This window comes from Micromonospora violae (genome assembly GCF_004217135.1).
In the GTDB taxonomy this organism is placed as follows: domain Bacteria; phylum Actinomycetota; class Actinomycetes; order Mycobacteriales; family Micromonosporaceae; genus Micromonospora; species Micromonospora violae.
The window spans coordinates 5,290,062-5,311,519 of record NZ_SHKK01000001.1 but is presented as its reverse complement, the minus strand read 5'-3'; the positions used below and the strand labels follow the sequence as shown (position 1 = coordinate 5,311,519).

Genomic DNA, 21,458 nt, shown 5'->3' with positions numbered 1-21,458 from the left:
ATGTCCTTCCGCCTGAGCTACCGGGCCGACCCGGGTAACCCCTGGTTCTCCTGGCAGTACGTGCGGGACAACTCTGACACGATCCTCGCCGCGGTGCGTGAACACGCCTCCCTCACCGGGCGGGCGGTGCTGATCGCCGTGCTGATCGCCCTGCCGTTGTCCGTGCTGGCGTACTGGGTTCGTCCGCTCGCCGGCCCGATCCTCGCCGTCAGCGGGGTGGTGTACACCATCCCGTCGTTGGCGCTCTTCGCGTTCATCGCCCCCTACCTGGGCACCGGGACGACCACGGTACTGGTCGGGCTGGTCCTGTACGCGCTGCTGCTGATCGTGCGCAACGTGGTGGCCGGCCTCAACCAGGTGCCCCCGGAGGTTCGCGAGGCCGCCGAGGGCATGGGGTACGGCCGGTGGGGGCGCCTGTTCCGGATCGACCTGCCGCTGGCGTTGCCGGGCATCGTCACCGGCGTACGGCTGGCGACCGTCTCGACGGTGGCGTTGGTCACGGTCGGGGTGCTGGTCGGGCACGGCGGGCTCGGGCAGCTGATCTTCGCGGGTTTCCAGAACAACCTCTACAAGGCCGAGATCATGACCGCCGCCCTGCTCTGCGTGGCGCTCGCGGTCGTACTCGACCTGCTGCTCATCCTGGTTGCCCGGCTGGTGACCCCCTGGTCCACCCGGAGGGCGCGGTGACCGTCGCGGCAAACCCGATCGGCCAGGCGATCACCTGGATCAACGACCCACTGAACTGGACCAACCCCGGCGGCATGCTGGACCGGCTCGGTGAGCACCTGACGATCTCGGCCCTGGCGGTGGCGCTCGGCTGCCTGGTGGCCTGGCCGCTCGGGCTCTGGTTGGGGCACCTCGGTCGAGGTGGCGGCCTGGTGGTGCTGGTCTCCAACGCCACCCTGGCCATCCCCACCCTGGCGCTGCTGACCATCCTGCCGGTGGTCTTCGCCAGCGGCTTCGGCAAGACGCCGGTCGTGGTGGCCCTGGCCGTCTTCGCGGTGCCGCCGCTGCTGGCGAACGCGTACATCGGGGTGCGGCAGGTGGACCCGGAGGCCCGCGACGCGGCCCGGGGGATGGGTCTGTCCAGCGCACAGCTGTTGCGCCGGGTGGAGTTGCCGCTCGCGGTGCCCTACCTGGCGGCCGGCTTCCGCACCGCGGCGGTTCAGGTGATCGCGACCGCGGCGCTGGCGTCCTTCGTCAACGGCGGTGGCCTCGGCCAGATCATCCGCACCGGTTTCGGCATCGGTATCGCGGCCGGCGGCGGGCAGATCGTCGCCGGCGGTGTGCTGGTGGCCGGGCTCGCTCTGCTCGCCGAGGTGGTCCTCGGCGGCGTCGAACGGCTGGTCACCCCCAAACCACTGCGGCGTGGGCGGCGGCGACCGGGGCGGCCCCGGGCCGCCGACGCCACCGGGAGCGCCTGACCCGTCCGGGTGAGCCCGGCGTCGAGCCGCCGACCCGCGCCCGGCCGATCGGTGACGATGCGGTGACGAAGTCCACCTCAAGTTGTCGGTCGCTCCCGGACGATGTTGGGTGGATATTCGCGGGCGGCCGACAGTCAGGATCGCCCGTCGGACACGCGGCCGGCCCGGAACGGGTCGCGCCGGGACACGGAAGGCGGGCACATGCGCGCACGTACACGTCTGGCCATCGGCGCGGTCAGCGCCGTCGCCGGGGCGGCACTCCTCACCGGCTGCGGTGACGCCGGCTCCTCCGGCACCGACGCACCCCAGACCAGCGCCTCCGGCGCGGGGTGCGCCCCGGTCGCCGGCCAGCAGCTCATCGCTCTGCAGGACGACAAGAAGCTCCAGAACTCCGACAACGTCATCCCGGCGGTCAACAGCAAGGCGGCCAACCCGCAGCTGATCGCCGCACTGGACAAGGTCTCCGCCGCGCTGGACACCCCGAAGCTGATCCAGCTCAACAAGGCCGTCAACGAGGACCGCAAGACCCCCAAGGTCGCGGCCGAGGAGTTCGCCACCGCGAACAACCTCACCGCGGGCATCGCCAAGGGCCCCGGCGGCGACATCACCGTCGGCGCCGGCAACTTCGCCGAGAGCCAGATTCTGGGCGAGCTCTACCGGATCGCGCTCACCGCCGCCGGCTACCAGGTCAAGGTGCAGCAGATCGGCAACCGGGAGCTCTACGCGCCGGCCCTGGAGAAGGGCGAGATCCAGGTCGTCCCGGAGTACGCGGCGACCATGGCCGAGTTCCTCAACACCAAGGCCAACGGCCAGAACGCGCAGCCGATCTCCTCGCCGGACATCAACACCACGGTGACCGCGCTCAAGGCCGAGGGCGACAAGGCCGGCCTCACCTTCGGCACCCCGGCCGCCGCGCAGGACCAGAACGCCTTCGCGGTGACCCAGGCCTTCGCCGACAAGCACGGCGTGCGGACCCTCTCCGAACTGGCCGCGAAGTGCTCCGGCAGCGCGACCGTGCTGGGTGGCCCGCCGGAGTGCGAGCAGCGTCCGTTCTGCAAGCCGGGCCTGGAGAAGACGTACGGGCTGTCGTTCGGCAAGTTCTCCTCGCTGGACCAGGGCGGACCACTGACCAAGAGCGGGCTGCGCGACGGGTCGATCAGCGTGGGTCTGATCTTCTCTTCGGACGGTGCCTTCGCCACCAGCTGAGCCCTCTGCGTACGCGCCGCCGACGCCCCCGCCCACGACCGGGCGGGGGCGTCGACGCGTGCCGGGGACCCGTTCCCTCCGCTGCATATCGTGGGTAGGCTGCACATCCATGCCAGCCCCGGCCACCTCAGACGCCCGGCGTCAACCACCGCTGCTGACCATGCTCTTCTGGGCGGGCGTCGCGCTCGCGCCGGTGGCGGCGCTGATCCTGCTGGTGGCCGACGGTAACGGCCCGCTGCGCTTCGCCGCGGTGCTCGCCATTCTCGCGGTGGTGTTGATCGGCCTCTCCATCGCGCTGCGGCCCGACGGCGAGGGCGACTCGGCGCGGACCGACGAACTGCTGGACGAGATCGAGGGTTTGCGCCGGGAGTTGCGCGGCGAGATCGTGGCTGCCGCGCAGCGCGGTAACCAGGCACTCGACCAGGCACAACGGGCCCAGGAGGGGATCGCCGCGCTGCGCCGCCGCCTGGACGCCACCGGCGCGGCCCTCGCCGGTGCCGCACCCGCCGTCGAGCCGGCCGGCGCCGGGCGGGCGCGGGTGGCCCCCGCCGAGCCGCCGGTGGACGACGTGCCGGTGGCGCGTAGCCGGGTGCCGGTGCCGGGTGACGCATCGGCCGGCCGCGCCCGGGTGTCGAGCCCTGACGACGCGCCCCGGTGGGGGCGCTCCGAGCAGGACGACGAGCCGGCGTACGCACGGGAGGCCCCCGAACCGCCGGCCGCCGGGATGTACGGCGGGGAACGGCCCGCCACCACCGCGTACGGCTCCGCCCGTTCGCGGGAGCACGACCGCCCCGAACCGGCACACCGGCCGGGTGGCGTGGTCCGACACACCGAGACCGTGCACGTCACCACCCGGCACACAGTGGTGGACGGCGGCCCGGCCGAGCCGGCTGGACGCTACGGCGGTGGGTACGCCGGTCAGTGGACCCCGCCAGCGCAGGAGTGGACAGATCGGCGCGACGCGTACGCGCAGGCCGACGAGCCCGCCCCGGTGGCCCGGTCGCACCGCACACCGGAGCGGCCGGCGGCGGGCTCGTGGGACAACCCGGACGATCAGGGCTGGCCGGAGCAGCGCGACCGGGCGGGCGCGGCAGCACCGCAACCGGGGCCGCCGCTGCGAGCCGACGACACCGGCGAGTACTGGTCGCAGCTGCGGGCCGGTGACCGGTGGGCCGCCGTCCGCGACGACGAGAACGGCCGCGAGTTGCGGGTCGGCGAACGCCGGGCTGAGGTGCACGCCGACGACACCGGCACCGAGTACCGGGTGGCCGACCGCTGGGCCACCGTCCGCCACGAGGAGCCGCCCCACTACCAGGACGCCGGCCGCTACGAGGACCCCGGCCGCTACGAGGAGCGCGACGCGTACCCCCGGGACGAGCCGGCGCGCCGACACGACCGCGACGGTGGCTGGCGGGCCGAGCCGGGACGACCCGCGCTGCCGGCGGGTGGTGTGCCGGTACCGGACGAGTGGCGACCACCGCGCCAACGCGGCCACCAGGCGGAACCCGTGCCCGAGCGGACCGGCCGGCGGCGGGTCGACGAGCGCTACGGCTACCCGCCCCAGGACGACGTGCCGCGTGCCGGGGGCACGCCGCCCACCGACCGGTGGCGCTGACCGGTCAGCCGGCCCCCGTCACTTGTCGATGTCGCCGACCACGAAGAACATCGAGCCGAGAATCGCGATCAGATCGGGGACCAGGCAACCGGGGAGTAGGGTGGACAACGCCTGCACGTTCGCGTACGAGGCGGTGCGCAGCTTCAACCGCCACGGAGTCTTCTCGCCCCGGGACACCAGGTAGTAGCCGTTGATACCGAGCGGGTTCTCCGTCCAGGCGTACGTGTGCCCCTCCGGCGCCTTGAGCACCTTCGGCAGCCGGGTGTTCACCGGCCCGGTCAGCCGGTCCACCCGCTCGAGGCACTGCTCGGCGAGGTCCAGCGACGCGTACACCTGGTCGAGCAGCACCTCGAAACGCGCGTGGCAGTCCCCGGCGGTCCGGGTGACCACCGGCACGTCCAACTCGTCGTAGGCCAGGTACGGGTCGTCGCGGCGCAGGTCCAGGTCGAGCCCGGAGGCGCGGGCCACCGGCCCGGACGCGCCGAACGCGGCAGCGTCCGCGGCGGACAGCACGCCCACCCCGACGGTACGGGCCAGGAAGATGTCGTTGCGCCGGATCAGCTGGTCCAGGTCGGGCAACCGGCGGCGCACCTCGCCGATCGCCGCGCGGGCCCGGCCGGTCCACCCGTACGGCACCTCCTCCTTGAGGCCACCCACCCGGTTGAACATGTAATGGATCCGGCCGCCGGAGACCTCCTCCATCACCGCCTGGATGGTCTCCCGTTCCCGGAAGGCGTAGAAGATCGGCGTGATCGCCCCGATCTCCAACGGGTACGAGCCGAGGAACATCAGGTGGTTCAGCACCCGGTTCAGCTCGGCGAGGGCCATCCGCAGCCAGGTCGCCCGCTCCGGCACCTCCATGCCCATCAGGCGTTCCACCGCGAGCACCACACCCAGCTCGTTGGAGAACGCCGACAGCCAGTCGTGCCGGTTGGCCAGCACGATGATCTGCCGGTAGTCGCGCACCTCGAAGAGCTTCTCCGCGCCCCGGTGCATGTAACCGACGATCGGTTCGCAGGCGACCACCCGCTCGCCGTCGAGCACCAACTTCAACCGCAGCACACCATGGGTGGAGGGGTGCTGCGGGCCGATGTTCAGCACCATGTCGGTGCCGAGCTGCTGATCACCGGTGCCGGCCACCAGGCCGGCCCCGGTGCCGACGGTCAGTTCACGGAGGTCCCCGGCGTCGGTGGTCATGCCCGTCATCGTGCCACGGCCGGCCCGAGTGGGATGCCGACCGGCTGGCGCAACCACCAGTGCCCGCCGAGCCCGGCCGGGTCGGTCAGCTCGGCCACCGCCGACGCGGCGGCCAACGCCCGCACGTAACCGGCCGGGTCGGTGCCGGCCAGGCTGAGTGGCGGTCGCCCGCCGTCGGCCCCGAGCGCCCGCAGCGCCTCCCGCTGCGAGACCAGGGAGTACGGGCACTGGGCGACCTCCGCACCGGCGGAGGCGACCGAGTCCATGGCCACGTGTGCGGTCACATCGCTCGTACCGTCCGGCACCGGAGGCACCTGCCGCCCACCGCGGTACCCGGTCAACGTCCCGTCTGTCGGTCGGTCCTCTTTCAGATGCCCGTAGTCGACGGCGACTGCGAGCCCTCGGCTGATGTGCCGCACCGCGTCGGCCCATGCCTCATCTCTGCTTCGGCCGATCTCGGCTCGTGTGTGGTTGCGGTGGGGGGTTTCCGGGCAGCCCGGCCGGCTCCGGGCGGTCAGGCTTGATCCCTGCGCCGGCCGGGCTGCCCGGAAACCCGACTCGCTTCCGCTTGTCGCGTCAGTCGAGGTCAAGGCCCTGTCCGGGGCACGGTCCGCGTTGTGAGGGCTCTCGGGACTGGGCCACCAGGTCGTCAGCCAGTCGAGATCATCGGGGCCGACCAGCTCACCAATCGATTCGGCGCCGCTGTCGGGATCGACCAACACATATCGCCAACCATCGGCGGTGTGAACCGCCACATCAAGCGGGACGTTGTCCAGCCACTCGGTGGCCAGCAGCAGCCCTGTGATCTCGTCGGGGATCTCGGACACCCAATTGATCTCGTCGGGCAGGTTCTCGGGGCGGTTCGCGTACTCGACTGCTGTGAAGCGCACGCGGTCCTTGAGCGACAGGCGGGCGGCGACCGGCGACGGATCGGAGGCCAACGCACGGGCGGCGGCCGTGGGAGTCAGGGTTTCCGGGGAGCCCACCCGCGCAGGGATCAAGCCTGACCGCCCGGAGCGGGTGGGCTCCCCGGAAACCCCCACCGCAACCCCGACGGATCGCAGCAGGCCATGCAGGAGTTCCCCCCGCCCGGCGCCCACGTCGACCACGTCGAGACAGGATGGGTGGCCGAGGGCGGCGTCGACCTCCGCGACAAGGCGTAGCAGTGCGGTGGCGAAGGCGGGGGAGGCGTGCACGCTGGTGCGGAAGTGGTCGGCCGGCCCGGTGCCGGCCACGAAGAAACCGTCCGGCCCGTAGAGGGCCTGGCCCATCGCGTTCCGCCACGGGATCGCCATCAGTTCACTCCGGGTTCGGGAGGCGTCACCGTGCCGACCCTACGGCCACCCGCTGGTGCGACCGACTCTGATCCCCGCCGGGCCGCGTTCGTGGTTCAGGCCCGGAAGTAGTGCCCTTCGTCCAGGTCGGCGATCAGGCCGGGGTGGGAAGGAACCCAGCCCAGGAGTTCGCGGGTGATCGCGGACGACGTCGGATTGTCCATCTGCACGAACGTTCCGAGGAAGCCGAAGTGGTCGTTGGCCTCGTCGGCGCTGATGCTGCGGACCGGGAGGTCGAGGTTGCGGCCGATGGCGGTGGCGATCTGCTGGAAGGGAACTCCTTCGTCGGCGGCGCCGTGCAGGCGCACGCCGGCCGGGGCCTTCTCGAGGGCGAGCCGGTAGAGCTTTGCCGCGTCGAGGGTGTGCACGGCCGGCCACCGGTTGGCGCCGTCGCCGACGTACGCGGCGTACCCGTGCCGCCGGGCCGCCGCGATGATCATGGCGATGAAGCCGTAGTGGTCGAGCGCACTGTGCACGGTGGGTGCGAGCCGGACGATGGAGGAGCGCACCTCGCGGGAGGCGAGGGCGGCCACGAAGTTCTCGGCGTCGATCCGGTAGCCGCCGGCCGAGAAGGTGTCGCGTTCGGTGCCGGGGCGGCCGACGATGCCACCCATGACGAGCATGGCCGTCCCGCCCGTGCCGACCAGCGGTTTGCCGGAGCCGGCCAAACCGTCGGCGAGCGCCTTGAGGGCGTCCAGGTCAACGGCGGCGGCACCGGCCAGGTCGCCATTGATCATGAGGTCGTGGCGGAACGCCAGGTGGATCACCCCGTCGGACGCGGCCGCCTGTTCCCGAAGTACGTCGAGGTCGGACAGGTCGCCGCGGTGTGCCCGAGCGCCGCTCTTCTCGATGGCGGCGGCGGACGCGTCGGAGCGGGCCAGGCCGACGACGTCGTGTCCGGCGGAGAGCAACTCCGGCACGACCGCAGAGCCGAGGTGGCCGGAGGCGCCGGTGACGAATACGCGCATGGTGGTTCCTTCGTGGGAGTGCTGATGTCACTTGACGACATCACCGTAGCTCCTGATGTCACTGCGCGACATCCCTGAGGACGCAATAATGTCGCGATGTGACATCGGATACCATCGCCGGATGGCCCGCTGGCAACCGGACGCGCGCGGCCGCCTGGAGGCGGCCGCTTTCGAGCTGTTCCGCGAGCGCGGCTTCGAGCAGACGACGGTCGCCGACATCGCCGCCCGCGCCGGCCTGGACAAGCGCACCTTCTACCGGCTCTTCGGCGACAAGCGCGAGGCGCTCTTCAGCGGCGGCGCACACCTGGAGGAGGTGCTGGTCAAGGCGGTGGCCGAGACGGACGCCACCCCGTTCGAGGCGGTCGTCGCCGCCTTCCGCCGGGTGGCGGAGGACATCTTCGCCGACCGCCTCGAACTGGTCCGGGCCCGCCAGGCCATCATTGCGAGCAGCCCCGAGCTACAGGAGCGTGAGCTGCGCAAAGGGACCTCAATGGTCGCTGCGGTCAGCGCCGCCCTGCGTGCCAAAGGGCTGGGCGAGACCACCGCCACCCTGGCCACCGAGTCGGGTGTCACGGTCTTCCGGGTCGCGTACGCCCGCTGGGTCGCGCCCGACAGCGACGCCCCGCTCACCGACCTGATCGCCGAGGTGGCCACCGAGCTACGCGCGATCACGTCGGCAACCGGCTGACGCACTCCTGGGCCTGGCCATGCCCTGCTCGGCAGTGGTTTCCGCTACCCACCGGATGCGGTCACAAACGCCGTTCCGGCAGTGGTGAACGTTTTCACACATCCTGTTTCGCTCTGTGGGGCGGGCGCATACTTGCGATCGACCGGTACCCCTTCTCGAGGACTGGATCGTCGTCATGAGCGCACCGTTGCGCCCGCGTCCGGCCGCCCCACAGGGGCCCGCCGTTCTCGGTGCCTCCGCCAATCCCGCCACCTCCCGCCTGCTCACCGTCGGCGTCGTCGGCGCCGGCCGGGTCGGTGCCGTGCTGGGTGCCGCACTCGCCGCCGCCGGCCACCGGGTGGTCGCCGTCACCGGCACCTCCGGAGCCAGCCGGGCCCGGCTGGCCCTGCTGCTGCCCGAGGTGCCCCGCCGCCCGGTCTCCGCTGTCGCCGAGGCCGCCACCGACCTGCTGCTGATCGCGGTGCCGGACGACGCGCTGGCCGGTGTGGTGGCCGACCTCGCCGACCAGGGCGCGCTGCGCCCGGGCCAGGTGGTCGCGCACACCTCCGGTGCCCACGGGCTGGCCGTGCTGGCCCCGGCCGTCGCGGTTGGCGCCCGTCCGCTCGCTCTGCACCCGGCGATGACCTTCACCGGTACGCCGGACGACCTGGCCCGGCTCGCCGGCATCTCGTACGGCGTGACCGCCCCGGCGGAGTTGCGCGCCCTGGCCGCCCGACTCGTCGCCGACCTCGGCGGTGTGCCGGAGTGGGTGGGTGAGACGGACCGTCCGCTGTACCACGCCGCGCTGGCCCACGGCGCGAACCACCTGGTGACCCTGGTGAACGAGGCCACCGACCGGCTGCGCGACGCCGGAGTGGCCCGGCCGGAGAAGGTGCTGGCCCCGCTGCTGCGGGCCGCCCTGGAGAACGCGCTGCGGCTCGGCGACGACGCGCTCACCGGCCCGGTCTCCCGCGGCGACGCGGGCACCGTCCAACGGCACCTGGCCCGGTTGGCCGCGACCGCCCCGGAGTCCGTTCCCGCGTACCTGGCGCTGGCCCGGCGTACCGCCGACCGGGCGATCGCCGCCGGCCGGCTGCGGCCGGTGGACGCCCAGTCGCTGCTGGGTGTGCTCGCCGACACCACCCGGCAGGTGACCGCGTGAGCGCGGGGAGCGGGCTCCAGCTCGTGCACACCCGGGCCGATCTGGCCGAGGCGCGCGCCGGGCTGAAGGGCACGGTCGGGGTGGTGATGACCATGGGCGCGCTGCACTCCGGGCACGAGACGCTGCTGCGCGCGGCCCGGGAACAGGCCGATCACGTGCTGGTGACGATCTTCGTGAACCCGTTGCAGTTCGGGCCGAACGAGGACTTCGACCGCTATCCGCGCACTCTTGAGGCTGACCTGGAGGTGTGCCGGCGGGCGGGCGCCGACCTGGTCTTCGCCCCGTCGGTGGCGGACATGTACCCGGACGGGCAGCCCCGCGTACGCCTCGATCCGGGCCCGCTCGGCGCTGAACTGGAGGGCTCGAGCCGCCCCGGCTTCTTCCACGGGGTGCTCACCGTGGTGCTGAAGCTGCTTCAGCTCACCCGGCCGGACCTGGCGTTCTTCGGCGAGAAGGACTACCAGCAGCTCACCCTGGTCCGGCGGATGGCCCGCGACCTGGATGTGCCGGTCGAGGTGGTCGGTGTGCCGACCGTCCGGGAGCCGGACGGGTTGGCGCTGTCCAGCCGCAACCGTTACCTGAGCGAGCCGGAGCGGGCCGCCGCGCTGAGTCTGTCCGCCGCGCTGCGCGCCGGTGCGCGGGCCGCCGACGACGGCCTGGACGCGGGGGCGGTGCTGACCGCCGCGCACGCCGCGTTCGGTGCCGGTACGCCCGGTGCCCGCCTCGACTATCTGGTGCTCACCGATCCCGAGTTGGAACCGGGGCCGGTGTCCGGGCCGGCCCGGCTGGTGATCGCCGCCTGGGTGGGCGCCACCCGGTTGATCGACAACGCGGCGATCCACCTCGCCCCGCGTCCCTGACCCGGCCGCACCACCCTCCACCATTCCCGCGAAAGGCCACTGCGATGTTGCGGACCATGCTCAAGTCGAAGATCCACCGAGCCACGGTGACCCAGGCCGACCTGCACTACGTCGGCTCGGTGACGGTGGACGAGGACCTGCTCGACGCCGCCGACCTGCTCCCCGGCGAGCAGGTGGCGATCGTGGACATCACCAACGGCGCGCGGCTGGAGACGTACGTGATCCCGGGCGAGCGGGGCAGCGGTGTGATCGGCATCAACGGTGCCGCCGCGCACCTGGTGCACCCCGGTGACCTGGTCATCCTGATCTCGTACGGGCAGATGGACGACGCCGAGGCCCGGTCCTACCGGCCTCGGGTCGTGCACGTCGACGCCGACAACCGGGTGATCGAGTTGGGTGCCGATCCGGCTGCGGCAGCCCCCGGCACCGCTGGCAACCCCGTGCCCAGTCCGCTGGCCGTGTCCGGAGTCTGATTCCGGGTACCGCGATTCCGGTCTGTCACCAGAAGGTCATTTCCGGTTACCCTGGGCACGCTGGCGGAAGCCGGTCGGTGGCTGGGGGAGGCCGCGATGCGCCGTGCCATGACGACCCTGTTCGCCGCTGCCGTGACGGCAGTGCTGGTGGTGGGCTGTGCCGGGTCCGGCGGCCTGGACGGTGATCTGACCGACGACTGGGCGGCGCTGCCGGCACCGTCGGCGTTCACTCCCGCCGCTGGTGTGTGTCACGCCGCCGATTTCACCGATCTGGTCAGCCTGGCCAGCTACGAGCCGGTGGACTGCGCCGGGCCGCACCGACTGGAGACCGTGCACGTCGGGGTGTTCCCGCCGGAGCGGACGACCGCTCCGGCGGGTGGTTCGGCCGAGCTGCGGGGCGCGTTCGCCGAGTGCGACACCCGGGCGAGCGGCTACGTGGGTGACGACTGGCGGTCCGGCCGGCTACGGCTGTCCGTGGCGCTGCCCAACGCGCCAGGCTGGGCGGCGGGTTCCCGGTGGTTCCGCTGCGACCTCACCGAGTTGACCACGGTCGAGGCGGCGGCCACCGTGGTGGTCCGGTCGGGCAGCCTGCGGGACGCGTTGAAGGGGCCCACCGGGCTGCGCCTGGGTTGCCAGCAGACCCGCAGTGGCACCGGCCGGGGTGTGCAGACGCTGATCCCGGTGGAGTGCGGCACACCACACAACGCCGAGTTCGTCGGGGTGTGGCGCGCCCCGGACCGGGCGTACCCGACCCGGGAGGCCGACTGGGTGCCGCTCTACACGGGTTGTCGCAGCGTCCTCGCCCGGTATGCGGGCGTACCCGACGATGCCGGGCTGCGCTTCCGCAGCGGTGTGGTGGTCCGACCGCCGGGGGCGGGGCGTTGGAAGGTCGGTGACCGCGGTGTCCGCTGCTACCTGTGGCTCAGCGACCGTACGGTGACCGCCTCGCTGAAGGGCGCCGGCCCGGCCGGTCTGCCGCTGCGCACGAAGTGACCACCGCCGGACGGTCGGCGTGGCGCGGGGCGTCCCGGACAGGGTCGCCCAGACCACTCGTCCCGCCCCCGCCGCCCCGGGCGAGGATGGTTCAGGTTGACTGGGGGGATGGACCTCCCGACCGTGGACCTGCCTGCCCTGCCCGCGTTGCTGGCCGCGCCCGCGCCCGGCTGGGTGGAGACCACCGACGTGATCGTGGTGGGCTCCGGCGTGGCCGGGTTGACCGCGGCGCTGCATCTGCGCGAGGCGGGTCTGCACGTCACGGTGGTCACCAAGGTCAATATTGACGACGGCTCGACCCGGTGGGCGCAGGGCGGCATCGCCGCCGTGCTCGACCCGGCCGACACCCCGGCTGCGCACGCCCGGGACACCGAGGTAGCCGGGGTCGGGCTCTGCGACCCGGCGGCGGTCCGGGTGCTGGTCGAGGAGGGCCCGACCCGGCTCCGGGAGTTGATCCGGATCGGTGCCGAGTTCGATCGCCACCCGGACGGCTCGCTGATGCTGACCCGCGAGGGCGGGCACCGGGCGGACCGGATCGTGCACGCCGGCGGGGACGCCACCGGCGCGGAGGTGCAGCGGGCCCTGCACGCCGCGGTGCAGCGCGACCCGTGGATCCGGCTGGTCGAGCAGGCCCTCGTGCTGGACCTGCTGCGCGCGCCCGGCGACGGCCCGGACGGGCTCGGTCCCGCCTGCGGGATCACCCTGCACGTGCTGGGCGAGGGCAGTGAGGACGGCGTCGGCGCGCTGCTGGCCCGGGCGGTGGTGCTCGCCACCGGCGGCATGGGACAGATCTTCTCGGCCACCACCAACCCGGCCGTCTCCACCGGGGACGGGGTGGCGTTGGCGATGCGGGCCGGCGCGGCGGTGACCGACGTGGAGTTCGTCCAGTTCCATCCGACCGCCCTGATCACCCCGTCCGGCGCGGGGGTGCCCGGGGCCGGGCACGCGCAGCAGCCGCTGGTCTCGGAGGCGTTGCGCGGCGAGGGCGCGTACCTGGTGGACTCCGACGGCAAGCGGTTCATGGTGGGCCAGCACGAGTTGGCCGAGCTGGCACCCCGGGACGTGGTGGCCAAGGGCATCCACCGGGTGCTGCTGGCCAGCGGCGCGGACCACGTCTTCCTCGACGCACGGCACCTGGGCGGCGACTTCCTGGCCGGCCGGTTCCCCACCATCGTGGCGTCCTGCCTGGCGATCGGGGTGGACCCGGCGACCGATCTGATTCCGGTGGCCCCGGCCGCCCACTACGCCTCCGGCGGGGTCCGCACCGACCTGCGCGGCCGTACCTCCATCCCCGGCCTGTACGCCTGCGGCGAGGTGGCCTGCACGGGCGTGCACGGGGCGAACCGGCTGGCCAGCAACTCGCTGCTGGAGGGTCTGGTCTTCTCCCGGCGGATCGCCGAGGACATCGCGGCCGGTCTGCCCGAGCAGGCCCAGCCAGCGGAGACCGGTGCCTGGCGTGGGGGTGCCGGTTGGGTGTTGCCGGCGGAGGTGACGCCGGCCCTGCAACGGGCGATGACCCGGGGGGCCGGGGTGCTCCGGTCCGCGGCGACGCTGGCCGAGACGGCCGGGACGCTGACCGAGCTGGGTGTCGCCCGGGGCCGGCCGCGGACCGCGGACTGGGAGGCGACGAACCTGCTCACCGTGGCATCGACGCTGGTTTCCGCCGCGTACGCGCGTGGCGAGACCCGGGGTTGCCACTGGCGGGAGGACTTCCCGACGGCCGATGAGCGGTGGCTGGGCCATCTGGTCGGTGCGGTCGGGGCACAGGGCCGGGTGACGCAGCAATGGGAGGGAAGGTCACAGTGAGCGCGAGGAGTGAGCCGGTGTTGCGAGCCCCGCAGTCGCGAACGGAGACGGCACTGATCGAGTCGACGCGGCACGCGTTGCAGGCGGCCGGGCTGGATCCGGCGCAGGTGCGGCAGGTGATCGAGGGTGCGCTCATCGAGGACCTGGGCCCGGACTTTCTCGACGTCACCAGCGTGGCCACCATTCCGGCGGAGCAGACCGACACCGCCGACCTGGTGGCCCGTGCGGACGGGGTGGTGGCCGGGATGGCGGTGGCCGCCGCCGTGTTCGAGCTGGTGGGTGAGGTGACGGGCTTCGGTCGTACCGTCGAGGTGTCGGTGCTGGCCCGCGACGGCGAGCGGGTGGCGCGCGGCGAGGTGTTGGCGACGGTGACCGGCCCGACCCGGCTGCTGCTGACGGCCGAGCGGACGGCGCTCAATCTGCTCTGCCGGATGTCCGGGGTGGCCACCCACACCCGCGCCTGGGCGGACGCCCTCGCGGGCACGAAGGCGATGGTGCTGGACACTCGTAAGACGACGCCGGGCCTGCGGGCGCTGGAGAAGTACGCGGTGCGGGCCGGCGGTGGCACCAACAAGCGCATGGGCCTCTACGACGTGGCCATGATCAAGGACAACCACAAGCTGGCGGCCGGGGGCATCACGGCGGCCTACCGGCGGGTCCGGGAGGCGTTCCCGGAGGTGCCGGTGCAGGTCGAGGTGACAACGGTCGCCGAGGCGGTGGAGGCGGTGGAGGCCGGGGCGGACTTCCTGCTCTGCGACAACATGACGCCGGAGGTGCTGGCCGAGGCGGTGACCGCGGTGGGTGACCGGGCGGAGCTGGAGGCGACCGGCGGGCTGACCCTGGAGGTGGCCGGCCGGTACGCGGCGACCGGGGTGGACTTCCTCTCGGTGGGCGCGTTGACGCACTCGTCGCCGATCCTGGACATCGCGCTGGACCTGCGCACCGAGTAGTTGTCTAGGCTGCGTGCGTGCTGCTCTGCATCGACATCGGAAACACCAACACCGTGCTGGCGACCTTCGACGGCGACAAGCTGGTGCACTCCTGGCGGATCAAGACCGATGCCCGCTCGACGGCGGACGAACTGGGGCTGATGTTCCGGGGTCTGCTCGCCGCCGACAACGTCGAGATCACCGGTGTGGCCGCCTGTTCCACGGTGCCGGCGGCGCTGCGGTCGCTGCGCACCATGCTGGGCCGCTACTACGCCGACGTGCCGAGCGTCGTGGTCGAGCCGGGAGTGCGGACCGGGGTGCAGTTGGCGATCGACAATCCGAAGGAGGTCGGCTCCGACCGAGTGGTGAACACCCTGGCGGCGTACACCCTCTACGGCGGGCCGTCGATCGTGGTGGACTTCGGCACGACCACCAACTTCGACGTGATCAGCGAGCGCGGTGAGTTCCTGGGCGGGGCGTTCGCCCCGGGCATCGAGATCTCCTTCGACGCGCTGGCCGCCCGCGCCGCGCAGCTGCGCAAGGTCGAGGCCACCAAGCCGCGTTCGGTGATCGGCAAGAACACCGTGGAGTGCCTCCAGGCCGGCCTGTACTTCGGTTTCGCCGGTCAGGTGGACCGCATCGTCGAGCGGATGACCGAGGAGTTGGGCGAGGTGCGGGCGGTGATCGCCACCGGCGGGCTCGCCTCCCTGGTGATGAACGAGTGTCGCAGCATCACCCACCACGAGCCGATGATCACGCTGATCGGTCTGCGGATGGTCTACGAGCGCAACCGGTGACCCCGGCCGCCGTCGGGGCCGCCCGTCGGCGGGCTTCAGCGGCGTCGGGCGCGCAGCACCAGCGTCCGGTACGGCAGCTCGACGGTGTCCCGGCCAGCGAGGGCGGGGTGGGTGTTCAGGAGTTCGGTCAGTTCCCGCTCGACCCGCTGCTGATCGTCAGTGGTGGCGGTGAGCCAGTACGAACGGGTGCGGACCACTCCGCGCAGCTCGTCCGGCGTGAGCGTGCTGTGGTGCCGGAACTCGCGCCGCTCGATGGGGTCGAAGGCAGGGCCGAAGTCGGGGTGGTCGTTGCCCGCCAGGCTGGCCGAGTTGTCGCCGAAGTGGGCGATACGACCCAGCTCGGCCACCCAGTCGACGCTGTCGTCCCGGATGTTCCAGATGGGGGCGAAGGTGCCACCGGGACGGAGCACCCGGGCGATCTCGGTGTGCGCGGGCTCCCGGTCGAACCAGTGGTACGCCGTCCCCACCAGCACCGCGTCCGCGGCCGAGTCGGGCAGCGGCAGGGCCTCGGCGGCGCCTGCCAGCGCCGTCGTGCCCGGGGTGCTGACGGCGAGTTGCGCCCGCATTCCCGGATCGGGCTCGACCGGTACGACCTGGTGGCCCAGGGCCAGCACGGCGCGGGTCAGGATGCCCGTGCCGGCTGCGAGATCCACCACCTGGGCCGCCCGCAGCCCGTCGAGGGCCCAGCGGACCGCAGCACCGGGATAACGTGGCCGAAAGCGGTCATAGTCACTCGCCGCGACGCCGAAGGAGAGGGCGTGAGTGTGATCGACCATGACGGGCAGGTTATCCCGTAACAGCCTCCGGCAGGCTTGAGTACGCTCGGCCCTGACCCCTGTATCTCCGTGACGAGGAAGCGTGCCGTGAGCGAGCAGAACCCCGTGCCAGTGGACCCCGCCGACGACCTTCCCGAGCAGATGAAGGTCCGCCGGGAGAAGCGGGACCGGATGCTCGCCGAAGGCATCGAGCCCTACCCGGTCGGCTTCCCCCGCACGACCACCCTGGCGCAGGTCCGGGCGAACTACGCCGACCTGCCGACCGACACCGCGACCGGCGACCAGGTCGCGGTCACCGGTCGGGTGATCTTCGTACGCAACACAGGCAAGCTCTGCTTCGCGACCCTGCGGGACGGCGACGGCACCGAGTTGCAGGCGATGCTCTCCCTGGACCGGGTCGGGCCGGAGCGGCTGGAGGCGTGGAAGCGCCTCGTCGACCTCGGCGACCACGTCGGCGTCACCGGTGAGGTGATCACCAGCCGCCGGGGTGAGCTGTCGGTGCTGGCCCAGCAATGGGAGATGACCGCCAAGGCGCTGCGACCGTTGCCGGTGGCCCACAAGCCCCTCTCCGAGGAGGCGCGCGTCCGGCAGCGCTACGTCGACCTGATCGTCCGGCCGCAGGCGCGGGAGATGGTCCGCACCCGGGCCGCCGCCGTACGCAGTCTGCGCGACTCACTGCACGGGCAGGGCTTCATCGAGGTGGAAACGCCGATGTTGCAACTGCTGCATGGTGGTGCGACGGCTCGACCGTTCGTGACCCACAGCAATGCATTGAACACCGATCTGTATCTGCGAATCGCCCCGGAACTGTTTCTCAAGCGCGCTGTGGTCGGCGGCGTCGACCGCGTCTTCGAGATCAACCGCAACTTCCGTAATGAGGGTATCGACTCTTCGCACTCGCCGGAGTTCGCGATGCTCGAGACGTACCAGGCGTACGGCGACTACGACACGATGGCCGAGTTGACCCGCAATCTCGTGCAACAGGCGGCGATCGCGGTGAGCGGCTCGACGGTGGTGACCCATGCCGACGGGCGGGAGTTCGACCTCGGCGGCGAGTGGCGGTCCGTGACGTTGTTCGGTGTGCTTTCGGAAGCGCTCGGTGAGGAGGTCACGGTCCGCACCGAACGCTCCCGTCTGGTGGAGTACGCGGACAAGGTGGGATTGGCTGTGGACCCGAAGTGGGGCCCGGGCAAGCTGGCCGAGGAGTTGTTCGAGGAACTGGTCGTTCCCGGCCTGGAGGCACCCACCTTCGTCCGGGACTACCCGGAGGAGACGAGCCCGCTCACCCGGGCGCATCGCAGCGAGCCGGGGCTGGCCGAGAAGTGGGACCTCTACGTGCTCGGCTTCGAGTTGGGCACCGCGTACTCCGAGCTGGTGGACCCGATCGTGCAGCGGGAGCGGCTGGTTGCCCAGGCGCAGTTGGCCGCCCGTGGCGACGACGAGGCGATGCGTCTCGATGAGGACTTTCTTCGGGCGATGGAGTATGGAATGCCGCCGGCCGGCGGTATGGGAATGGGAATCGACCGGCTGTTGATGGCCCTGACCGGGCTCGGAATTCGGGAAACGATCCTCTTCCCGTTGGTCCGCCAGGAGTAGTCCCGCCTGGTTCACGGCAGGCCGTAACGGGGTCCTATTGACGCGACGAGCGGCACGCGGGTTATTGTGCTCTCGTTAGCAGGAGCACCCTGCTCGAAAGGAATGTGGGACGTGGCCAAGCAGATCATTCACAAGCTGGTTGATGACCTGGACGGCGGGGACGCGGACGAGACCGTCAAGTTCGCCCTCGACGGTGTTCAGTACGAGATCGACCTGTCGAGCGCCAACGCCGCGAAATTGCGCGATGCATTTGCCTCGTACGTGGGTGCCGGCACCAAGGTCGGCCGGGGCGGCGTGGTGATCGGTGGCCGGGCTGCCCGCGGTCGGGGTGGCGCGACCGCCGATCGGGAACAGAACAAGGCGATCCGGGAGTGGGCCAAGAAGGCCGGCAAGGACATCTCGGACCGGGGTCGTATCCCGCAGGAGATCGTGGACGAGTTCCACGCGAAGCGCTGATCCGTCAGCAGCGTGGTGGCGAGCCGCCACCGCAGGCGACACCGACGCCGGGCCGGAGGAGTTCTCCGGGCCGGCGTCGCCGTATCTGCTGAGCGTGCGGGCGGCCGCGGTGCCGGGGTGGGGCCGGTGTCACGGTTTCGGGGCCGGTGTTCGTGGTGTCCGGTTCTGTCGGGCGGGAAGCATTCCGGGCCGACGGGAGTTATCCACAACCAGTGGAACAGCTATCCACAGCCTGTGGACAACCTCCCCCAGGGTGGGGGTCGGCGTTCGTGGTGACCACCGGTCCGCCCTCGCGGAGCCTTCCGGACCCCGGATCGGGCTTCCGTCGAGCCGGTCGGATTTCGCTCTGCGCGTAGCGGCAGGGCTACCGGAACACCTCCTGAGCGCGGACGGTTGTTCAAAACGACGTGGAACCGACCCTGCGCAGAGACACACGACCTCAGCTGAGTCGGTCAGCGACGATAGAGTAAGGAGGCACGGACGCCCGTCCTGGACGTTCGCGCACCGGCCCCGCCAAGATCTTGACCATCAAGGCGCACGGCACGTGAGGAGCACGAGGGCATGTTCGAGCGGTTCACCGACCGAGCGCGACGGGTTGTCGTCCTGGCCCAAGAAGAGGCCCGGATGCTCAACCACAACTACATCGGTACGGAACACATCCTGCTGGGCCTGATCCACGAAGGTGAAGGCGTCGCGGCCAAGGCCCTGGAGAGCCTCGGTATCTCCCTGGAGGGCGTCCGTCAGCAGGTCGAGGAGATCATCGGCCAGGGCCAGCAGGCGCCGAGCGGGCACATCCCGTTCACGCCGCGGGCGAAGAAGGTGCTGGAGCTGTCGCTGCGCGAGGCGCTGCAGCTCGGCCACAACTACATCGGCACGGAGCACATCCTGCTCGGGCTGATCCGTGAGGGCGAGGGCGTCGCCGCCCAGGTGCTGGTGAAGCTCGGCGCCGACCTCAACCGGGTCCGCCAGCAGGTGATCCAGCTGCTCTCCGGCTACCAGGGCAAGGAGCCCGCCGCGGCGGGCGCCGCAGCGGGTGAGGCCGCGCCGTCGACCAGCCTGGTGCTGGACCAGTTCGGCCGTAACCTGACTCAGGCCGCCCGCGAGGGCAAGCTCGACCCGGTCATCGGGCGCGAGAAGGAAATCGAGCGGGTCATGCAGGTGCTCTCCCGCCGTACCAAGAACAACCCGGTCCTGATCGGTGAGCCCGGCGTCGGTAAGACCGCCGTGGTGGAGGGCCTGTCCCAGAAGATCATCAAGGGCGAGGTGCCCGAGACCCTCAAGGACAAGCAGCTCTACACGCTTGACCTCGGCGCGCTCGTCGCCGGTTCCCGCTACCGCGGTGACTTCGAGGAGCGCCTCAAGAAGGTGCTCAAGGAGATCCGCACCCGCGGCGACATCATCCTGTTCATCGACGAGATCCACACCCTGGTGGGTGCGGGTGCCGCCGAGGGCGCGATCGACGCCGCGAGCATCCTCAAGCCGATGCTGGCCCGTGGCGAGCTGCAGACCATCGGCGCCACCACGCTCGACGAGTACCGCAAGCACCTGGAGAAGGACGCCGCTCTCGAGCGCCGGTTCCAGCCGATCCAGGTGGGTGAGCCGTCGCTGGCCCACACCATCGAGATCCTCAAGGGTCTGCGCGATCGGTACGAGGCCCACCACCGGGTGAGCATCACCGACGCCGCTCTGGTGGCCGCCGCGACCCTGGCCGACCGGTACATCTCCGACCGCTTCCTGCCGGACAAGGCGATCGACCTGATCGACGAGGCCGGTGCCCGGATGCGGATCCGTCGGATGACCGCGCCGCCAGACCTGCGGGACTTCGACGAGCGCATCGCCCAGGTGCGTCGCGACAAGGAGTCCGCGATCGACGCGCAGGACTTCGAGCGCGCCGCGCAGCTGCGTGACAAGGAGAAGCAGCTGCTCGGTCAGAAGGCTCAGCGGGAGAAGGAGTGGAAGGCCGGTGACCTGGACGTCGTCAGCGAGGTTGACGACGAGCAGATCGCCGAGGTGCTCGGCAACTGGACCGGCATCCCGGTCTACAAGCTGACCGAGGAGGAGACCTCGCGCCTGCTGCGCATGGAGGACGAGCTGCACAAGCGCGTCATCGGCCAGGAGGACGCGGTCAAGGCGGTCTCGAAGGCGATCCGGCGTACCCGCGCCGGCCTGAAGGACCCGAAGCGTCCGTCGGGCTCGTTCATCTTCGCCGGCCCGTCCGGTGTGGGTAAGACCGAGCTGTCCAAGGCGCTGGCCGAGTTCCTCTTCGGCAGCGAGGACGCCCTCATCCAGCTGGACATGTCCGAGTTCCACGACCGTTACACGGTCTCCCGGCTCGTGGGTGCCCCTCCCGGCTACGTCGGCTACGACGAGGGCGGGCAGCTGACCGAGAAGGTGCGGCGTCGGCCGTTCTCGGTGGTCCTCTTCGACGAGATCGAGAAGGCCCACCCGGACGTGTTCAACACGCTCCTGCAGATCCTCGAAGACGGTCGGCTCACCGACGGCCAGGGTCGGATCGTGGACTTCAAGAACACGGTCATCATCCTGACCACCAACCTGGGCACCCGAGACGTCGCCAAGGCGGTGTCGCTGGGCTTCCAGCAGTCGGAGGACTCCGAGTCCAACTACGACCGGATGAAGCAGAAGGTCAACGACGAGCTCAAGCAGCACTTCCGGCCTGAGTTCCTCAACCGGATCGACGACACCATCGTCTTCCACCAGCTGCGCCAGACCGAGATCCTCTCGATCGTGGACATCATGATCCAGCGGATCGAAGGCCAGCTGCGCAACAAGGACATGGGTCTGGAGCTGACCGACAACGCCAAGAAGTACCTGGCCGCGAAGGGCTTCGACCCGGTGCTCGGTGCCCGTCCGCTTCGTCGCACGATCCAGCGCGACATCGAGGACAACCTCTCCGAGCGGATCCTGTTCAACGAGCTGACCCCCGGTCAGATCGTGGTGGTCGACTGCGAGGGCGACCCGGACGACATCGACAAGTCCAAGCTCGTCTTCCGGGGCTCGGACAAGCCGGTCGAGGTTCCGGACGCCGTCCCGGCCGATCTCGGTGGCACGGCCGCTGGCACCGCCACTGCGGGCGTGGACGAGTAGCACAACAGGCAAGGGGCGGGGCCCCGGTGGCGCAAGCCACCGGGGCCCCGCCTTTTTGGCGTGTGGGTCGTCCGGTGCGCCGCCGGTGGTGCGG

19 protein-coding genes are annotated in these 21,458 nt (G+C 71.3%); 15 read left to right on the top strand and 4 right to left on the bottom strand.

Translation table 11 applies throughout. The annotated features are described in order from the left end of the window. From EV382_RS23830 to EV382_RS23815, 4 genes are all read left to right on the top strand, one after another. Complete coding sequence (locus tag EV382_RS23830) at positions 1-687, top strand: ABC transporter permease (RefSeq protein ID WP_130405339.1); 687 nt, start codon at positions 1-3, stop codon at positions 685-687. After that, positions 684-1,424: an ABC transporter permease gene (locus tag EV382_RS23825; RefSeq protein ID WP_130405337.1), complete on the top strand. Its 741-nt coding sequence runs from the start codon at positions 684-686 to the stop codon at positions 1,422-1,424. The genes EV382_RS23830 and EV382_RS23825 overlap by 4 nt, the downstream gene beginning before the upstream one ends. Positions 1,425-1,625: 201 nt before the next feature. Next, positions 1,626-2,630 carry a glycine betaine ABC transporter substrate-binding protein gene (locus tag EV382_RS23820; RefSeq protein WP_130405335.1) on the top strand — a complete coding sequence of 335 codons (1,005 nt, stop codon included), beginning with the start codon at positions 1,626-1,628 and terminating at the stop codon, positions 2,628-2,630. A gap of 109 nt (positions 2,631-2,739) precedes the next feature. Beyond that, on the top strand, positions 2,740-4,245 hold the full coding sequence (locus EV382_RS23815) for a hypothetical protein (protein WP_208758487.1): 1,506 nt from the start codon (positions 2,740-2,742) through the stop codon (positions 4,243-4,245). Positions 4,246-4,263: 18 nt separating this feature from the next. Here EV382_RS23815 and EV382_RS23810 read toward each other — a convergent pair whose 3' ends face one another. The 3 genes from EV382_RS23810 to EV382_RS23795 form a co-directional block, all read right to left on the bottom strand. Beyond that, positions 4,264-5,451 carry an NADH-quinone oxidoreductase subunit D gene (locus EV382_RS23810; protein ID WP_208758486.1) on the bottom strand — a complete coding sequence of 396 codons (1,188 nt, stop codon included), beginning with the start codon at positions 5,449-5,451 and terminating at the stop codon, positions 4,264-4,266. After that, on the bottom strand, positions 5,448-6,731 hold the full coding sequence (locus EV382_RS23805; RefSeq protein WP_425271999.1) for an SAM-dependent methyltransferase: 1,284 nt from the start codon (positions 6,729-6,731) through the stop codon (positions 5,448-5,450). The genes EV382_RS23810 and EV382_RS23805 overlap by 4 nt, the downstream gene beginning before the upstream one ends. A 101-nt stretch (positions 6,732-6,832) precedes the next feature. Then, positions 6,833-7,744 carry an SDR family oxidoreductase gene (locus EV382_RS23795; protein WP_130405331.1) on the bottom strand — a complete coding sequence of 304 codons (912 nt, stop codon included), beginning with the start codon at positions 7,742-7,744 and terminating at the stop codon, positions 6,833-6,835. A gap of 121 nt (positions 7,745-7,865) precedes the next feature. Between EV382_RS23795 and EV382_RS23790 the strand changes: the two genes are divergently transcribed. The 8 genes from EV382_RS23790 (at position 7,866) to EV382_RS23755 (ending at position 15,431) form a co-directional block, all read left to right on the top strand. Continuing rightward, a complete protein-coding gene (locus EV382_RS23790) occupies positions 7,866-8,432 on the top strand; it encodes a TetR family transcriptional regulator (RefSeq protein ID WP_130405329.1) in 567 nt (188 codons plus the stop codon). 175 nt (positions 8,433-8,607) lie between these two features. Next, positions 8,608-9,573, top strand: a complete 966-nt coding sequence (locus EV382_RS23785) for a Rossmann-like and DUF2520 domain-containing protein (protein WP_130405327.1) — start codon at positions 8,608-8,610, stop codon at positions 9,571-9,573. After that, positions 9,570-10,433, top strand: coding sequence for a pantoate--beta-alanine ligase (gene panC / locus EV382_RS23780; RefSeq protein WP_130405325.1), 864 nt, complete (start codon positions 9,570-9,572; stop codon positions 10,431-10,433). Before EV382_RS23785 ends, panC begins: the two co-directional genes overlap by 4 nt. A gap of 44 nt (positions 10,434-10,477) precedes the next feature. Further along, positions 10,478-10,906, top strand: coding sequence for an aspartate 1-decarboxylase (panD, locus tag EV382_RS23775; protein ID WP_030327945.1), 429 nt, complete (start codon positions 10,478-10,480; stop codon positions 10,904-10,906). A gap of 96 nt (positions 10,907-11,002) precedes the next feature. Beyond that, positions 11,003-11,899 (top strand): septum formation family protein, encoded by an 897-nt coding sequence (locus tag EV382_RS23770; RefSeq protein ID WP_130405323.1) that lies wholly within the window; start codon positions 11,003-11,005, stop codon positions 11,897-11,899. A gap of 108 nt (positions 11,900-12,007) precedes the next feature. Further along, a complete protein-coding gene (locus tag EV382_RS23765) occupies positions 12,008-13,705 on the top strand; it encodes an L-aspartate oxidase (RefSeq protein ID WP_130405321.1) in 1,698 nt (565 codons plus the stop codon). A 53-nt stretch (positions 13,706-13,758) separates the two neighbouring features. Then, complete coding sequence (gene nadC, locus EV382_RS23760; RefSeq protein ID WP_130409136.1) at positions 13,759-14,655, top strand: carboxylating nicotinate-nucleotide diphosphorylase; 897 nt, start codon at positions 13,759-13,761, stop codon at positions 14,653-14,655. Positions 14,656-14,672: 17 nt separating this feature from the next. Beyond that, positions 14,673-15,431 (top strand): type III pantothenate kinase, encoded by a 759-nt coding sequence (locus EV382_RS23755; RefSeq protein ID WP_130405319.1) that lies wholly within the window; start codon positions 14,673-14,675, stop codon positions 15,429-15,431. A 35-nt stretch (positions 15,432-15,466) separates the two neighbouring features. On the opposite strand, the gene EV382_RS23750 is transcribed toward EV382_RS23755, so the two are convergent. Next, complete coding sequence (locus EV382_RS23750; RefSeq protein WP_130405317.1) at positions 15,467-16,207, bottom strand: class I SAM-dependent methyltransferase; 741 nt, start codon at positions 16,205-16,207, stop codon at positions 15,467-15,469. Positions 16,208-16,294: 87 nt separating this feature from the next. Here EV382_RS23750 and lysS point away from each other — a divergent pair, with 87 nt between their 5' ends. The 3 genes from lysS to EV382_RS23735 all read left to right on the top strand — a co-directional run bounded on the left by lysS (position 16,295) and on the right by EV382_RS23735 (position 21,364). Then, complete coding sequence (gene lysS, locus EV382_RS23745) at positions 16,295-17,803, top strand: lysine--tRNA ligase (RefSeq protein ID WP_130405315.1); 1,509 nt, start codon at positions 16,295-16,297, stop codon at positions 17,801-17,803. A 111-nt stretch (positions 17,804-17,914) separates the two neighbouring features. Then, on the top strand, positions 17,915-18,259 hold the full coding sequence (locus EV382_RS23740) for a histone-like nucleoid-structuring protein Lsr2 (protein WP_036392792.1): 345 nt from the start codon (positions 17,915-17,917) through the stop codon (positions 18,257-18,259). A gap of 561 nt (positions 18,260-18,820) precedes the next feature. After that, positions 18,821-21,364, top strand: a complete 2,544-nt coding sequence (locus EV382_RS23735; RefSeq protein ID WP_130405313.1) for an ATP-dependent Clp protease ATP-binding subunit — start codon at positions 18,821-18,823, stop codon at positions 21,362-21,364. The last annotated feature ends 94 nt before the right edge of the window (positions 21,365-21,458 follow it).